Source organism: Stenotrophomonas sp. 05L44_2, assembly GCF_056665995.1.
In genome coordinates, this window is record NZ_JBFTNR010000310.1 from 1 (window position 1) to 4,699 (window position 4,699).

At 67.3% G+C, this 4,699-nt stretch carries 5 protein-coding genes and 1 pseudogene; 3 read left to right on the top strand and 3 right to left on the bottom strand.

The annotated features are described in order from the left end of the window. Nucleotides 1-74 precede the first annotated feature (74 nt). Together AC1VAN_RS12125 and AC1VAN_RS12130 are read right to left on the bottom strand one after the other, a co-directional pair. Complete coding sequence (locus AC1VAN_RS12125) at nt 75-341, bottom strand: DksA/TraR family C4-type zinc finger protein (protein WP_442252110.1); 267 nt, start codon at nt 339-341, stop codon at nt 75-77. A gap of 106 nt (nt 342-447) precedes the next feature. Then, a complete protein-coding gene (locus tag AC1VAN_RS12130; protein WP_105165037.1) occupies nt 448-1,005 on the bottom strand; it encodes a DUF2058 domain-containing protein in 558 nt (185 codons plus the stop codon). 61 nt (nt 1,006-1,066) lie between these two features. On the opposite strand from AC1VAN_RS12130, the gene AC1VAN_RS12135 reads away from it, so the two are divergent. From AC1VAN_RS12135 to AC1VAN_RS12145, 3 genes are all read left to right on the top strand, one after another. After that, on the top strand, nt 1,067-1,567 hold the full coding sequence (locus AC1VAN_RS12135) for a M48 family metallopeptidase (RefSeq protein WP_025879163.1): 501 nt from the start codon (nt 1,067-1,069) through the stop codon (nt 1,565-1,567). A gap of 46 nt (nt 1,568-1,613) precedes the next feature. After that, entirely contained in the window at nt 1,614-2,312 is a 699-nt protein-coding gene (locus tag AC1VAN_RS12140; RefSeq protein WP_480985877.1) for an RNA pseudouridine synthase, read from the top strand. Between the two features lie 211 nt (nt 2,313-2,523). Beyond that, nucleotides 2,524-4,092 (top strand): phospholipase D family protein, encoded by a 1,569-nt coding sequence (locus tag AC1VAN_RS12145; protein WP_442252111.1) that lies wholly within the window; start codon nt 2,524-2,526, stop codon nt 4,090-4,092. Between the two features lie 3 nt (nt 4,093-4,095). On the opposite strand, the pseudogene AC1VAN_RS12150 reads toward AC1VAN_RS12145, so the two are convergent. Beyond that, nucleotides 4,096-4,699, bottom strand: a pseudogene (locus AC1VAN_RS12150) (HDOD domain-containing protein); the annotation flags it as partial.

Genomic DNA, 4,699 nt, shown 5'->3' on the forward strand with positions numbered 1-4,699 from the left:
TGCTATTGCTCTCAAGGTTGCCGGCCAGCGGCCGGCACTACCGCGGGTGCAGGGCGCCGCCCTGCCGACCACCCTTACCGCAGTTGGCTGTCCTTGCTGCCCCGGCGGTTGTAGCCACTCTGCGCCTGTTCCTCTTCGTCATGCGCCTGCTGACAGTTCACGCACAGCCGTACGCCAGGCACTGCCTGACGCCGCGCCAAAGGAATCGGCGCGTCGCATTCCTCACAGTGTTCCAGACCCGGGCCCTGGCGCAGCTGGCGCCGCGCGTGGGCAATCGCATCGTCGACGGTGGCGTCGATCTGGTCCTGGACCGCGCCATCTCCGGCCCAACCGGTAGCCATGGCCATCCTCCGCAGGTGTGTCGCCTGATATGGGGACAATACACCCCGCCGCAATCGGTAGCGCCGGGCCATGCCCGGCGGACGCTGCGACCGGTTCAGCGTCGCCTTACCAGACCAGGTCGTCGGGGACCTGGAACTGTGCGTAGTAGGCGTCGTCCTCGGCGTTGCCTGTGGAGATCTCGGCGCTGGAGCCGGGCGTGCCATGGTCGACGATGATGGCTTCCGGGGCGCGTTCACGCACCTTCTCCGCTGCCGCGCGTGGCAGCACCGCGTAGCCATCGCCATGGGCCACAATGACCAGCACGCCCACCGACAATGCCTTGCGCAGCTTGGTATCGATCAACAGGGTGCGGATCACTGCGCCATCGCTGAAGCGGTACTCGTCCTCGCCTTTGTGCGGCACGGCGTGGGCGCTGATGATCTGCTTGGCCTGCGCCTTGCGCTCAGCCTGCCGGGCCTGCGCGTTGCGCTCGGCAGCCAGCGCACGGTCACGCTCGATCTTCTCGGCCCGGGCACGTTCAGCTTCACGCTGGACCTCCGCCGACGTCGACTCGGCCTTGCCCTGGCGGGCCTTGGCCTGTTCACGCGCGGCGGCACTGGCCTGCGACTTCTTGGCCAGGCCGGCCTTGAGCAATTGTTCCTGCAGCGCGTTGGGCTTTGCCATGGTCGATACGTACCGCGTGTAATCTGGATGCCCCATTCTACCGACGCGCCGACGCCCCTGCATGGCTGTCCTGAAGTACCTCACCGGCTACCCCGAACCCCTGGTCGCCCAGGTCAGCGATCTGCTGGCACAGGGCAAGCTCGGCCCCTGGCTGCAGCAGCGCTACCCCGACCCGCATGAGGTGCGCAGCGACCGCCAGCTGTACGACTACACCCAGGACATGAAGGACCGCTACCTGCGCAAGTCGGTGCCGCTCAACAAGGTCTGCTATGACAACACGCTGGAGGTCATCAAGCATGCCCTGGGCACCCACACCGCCATTTCCCGTGTACACGGCGGCCGGCTCAAGGCCAGCCGCGAGATCCGCATCGCCACCGTGTTCCGGCAGGCGCCAGCTGCCTTCCTGCGCATGATCGTGGTGCACGAGCTGGCCCATCTGAGGGAGGCCGACCACAACAAGGCCTTCTACCAGCTGTGCCAGCACATGGAGCCGGATTACCTGCAGCTGGAGTTCGATACCCGCCTGTACCTGACCGAGCTGGCCAACCGCGGCCAGCGCTGAGCCGGCGTAGCGGCTACACTGCGCGCCCCCTGCCCGACCTTTCGCCATGGAACCGACCCGACTCGACAAACGCCTGTCCGCCCTGCTCGGCATCCCGCGTGGTGAAGCGCGGCGCTATATCGAGGGCGGCTGGGTCASCGTCGATGGCGAAGTGGTGGAACAGCCGCAGCGCCCGGTGGACGAGAGCGCCAGCATCGTGGTGGCCGAGCAGGCCAGCGACAGCAAGGCCGAGCGCGCCAGCATGCTGCTGCACAAACCGGCGGGCGTGCCAGCCGATGCCCTGTGCGCGCTGATCCGCACCGAGACCCGCAGCGAACTGGATGCCAGTGACATCCGCCCGCTGCAACGGCATTTCCACGGCCTGCAGCTGGCATCCTCGCTGCCGGCCGACGACAACGGGCTGGTGGTGGTCAGCCAGGATCCGGCGGTGCTCGCGCACCTGCAGCGCAACCTGGGCCGCACCGAACAGGAGTACCTGGTCGAAGTGGCTGAAGGCGGCCCGGAACGTGGCCCGTGGCTGATGGCCCGGCTGCAGCATGAAGCAGGCGGCCCGAAGGTCAGCTGGCAGAGCGAGCAGCGCCTGCGTTTTGCAGGCAAGGGACTGACCGCGAAGGGACTGAGGACTGCGGTGACGGCTGCCGGCCTGCAGGTGGTGGCCGTACGCCGCCTGCGCATCGGCCGGGTGGCGCTGGGCCCGCTGGCCGTGGGCCAGTGGCGCTATCTGGGCAGCGACGAGCGGTTCTGAGTCACGGCGCTTCATCCACGCATGGCGTGGATCTACCGGTGGCAGTTCTTCCACGCATGGCGTGGATCTACCGGTGGCAGCTCATCCATGCGTGGCGTGGATCTACCGGGGTGACAGTTCATCCACGCGTGGCGTGGATCTACCGGTGACAGTTCATTCACGCTTGGCGTGGGTCTACCTCCATGCGTAGCCAGGATCTACCATCGGCGTCATGAGTCTGCGCAAACCTTTATGGCGACGCCTGCTGCGCGTGGCCGCGATCATCATCGCCGCCCTGCTTCTGCTGGTGCTGTCCGGCCTGCTGCTGGCCGACCACCTGGCCCCGCAGGCGCGCGGCGAAGCGTCGCAGGTACTGCCGCTGCAACCTGCGCAGACGCCCATTGATCGGCAGATGATGCCCCTGCAGGCCGCCCATCCCGGGCAGTCGGGCGTGGCCTTCCTCAGCGATGGCATGGATGCGTTCGCTGCCCGCGCGATGATCACCGAGCACGCCGGCCGCAGCCTGGACCTGCAGTACTACATCTGGCACGACGACCTGATCGGCCACTTGATGGCCAAGGCGCTGTACGACGCTGCCGAACGTGGCGTGCGCGTGCGCATCCTGCTTGATGACATGAATGCCAAGGACAAGGATGCGCTGATGATGGCGCTCGATGCGCATCCCAACATCGAGCTTCGCCTGTACAACCCGTTCCGCAACCGCAGCGGCATGGCCCGCACGCTGGAGCTGGTGCAACGCGCCTTCAGCGTGAACCACCGCATGCACAACAAGAGCTGGATCGCCGATGGCCGCATTGCGATCGTGGGTGGCCGCAACATCGGCGAGGAATATTTCAGCGCGCGCAGCGACGTGAATTTCCAGGACCTGGACCTGGTGGTGGCCGGCCCGGCCGTGCAGCAGGCCAACCAGATCTTCGACGACTACTGGAACAGCGACGCRGCGATTCCGATCTCGGCGCTGGCAACCTATACCGATGCACAGCTGCGCCAGCTGGTGCGCCAGTCCGATCTGGACGCGCTGCATGCGCAGGCCCAACCATACCTGCAGCGCGTGGCCGAGTCGCGCCAGCGACAGCGTGCCAGCCCGGAGCCGCTGCACTGGAGCAGGCAGGTACGGATCGTGTCCGATCCACCGATGAAGCACCACGACGATGCACACGACGACTGGCTGGTCACCGAGCTGGTCCGGCAGCTGCAGTCGACGCGCTACAAGGCACTGTTGATCTCGCCGTACTTCGTTCCCGGCAGCGAAGGGCTGAACGGACTTTCGGCGATGGCCGGACGCGGCGCCCAGGTCGGCGTGGTGACCAACTCGCTGGCGGCCAACGATGTGGCTGCCGTGCACGGTGGCTACATGGGCTACCGGGTGCCGCTGCTGAAGGCCGGCGTGCAGCTGTACGAACTGAAGGCGAACGGCCAGGCCGGTGACGGCAGCCTGTTCGGCAGCAGCGGCGCCAGCCTGCACACCAAGGCATTGCTGGTCGACGACCGGCGCGGGTTCGTCGGATCGTTCAACCTCGATCCGCGTTCGGCCTATCTCAACACCGAGATGGGCGTGCTGTTCGACGACCCGGTGCTGGGCGCACAGCTGCGCTCGGAATACCTGCGCCTGGCCAGCCCGGAACACGCCTGGTGGCTGGCACTGGGCGCTGATGACGAACTGCGCTGGCTGCAGCGCGAGCCGCCGCCGCACTGGGTCGATGCCGAGCCCGGCAGCAGTCTTGGCAAACGCTGGACGGCACGGGTGATCAGCTGGTTGCCGCTGGAATCCCAGCTGTAACGATCAGGGGGCGGCCCCCTCGCCATCGCCGTGCAGGCTTTCGTCCAGGGTTTCCACATTGCGCCCATGCAGGCGCCGCCAGATCCAGCGCAGCGCGTGTGGCGGCGCTGCCGGCAATTGTTCCAGCAAGGCCAGCATGCGGCCCTGGCTGGCATGCCCGTGCCGGCACAGCAGGCTGGCCGCCGCGGCGGCGCTGGCCAGGCGCAGGCTGTCGGCCAGCGGACCGTCTGCATCAGGCGCCAGGGCCTGATGCACCGGTTCGGGCAATTCCCACGCTGCTGCCACCCGCTGCGCCAACGGCAGTGACCACTGCTGCAGCAACTGCAGGGCCAGCGCCGGCTCCACCTCTTCGCCACGAGCCTGTGCTTCCTGCAGCAGTTGACGCATGACCAGCGCCGCCCCCAGGCCCTGCACCAGGCCCAGCCATTGCGCAGCGAAGGCATCGCCGAAGGTGACCGTGCGCGCATGGTCAGCGGCCGCGCGCGACGCCWGCAGGGCGTGCTCCCAGATGATCGAACTGAACTKCGGGAACACCTCGCACTGCACCTGCWTCACCGGCTGCACCTTCTCTGCACTGATGATCTGGCGCTAACCTTCGGTGCCGACC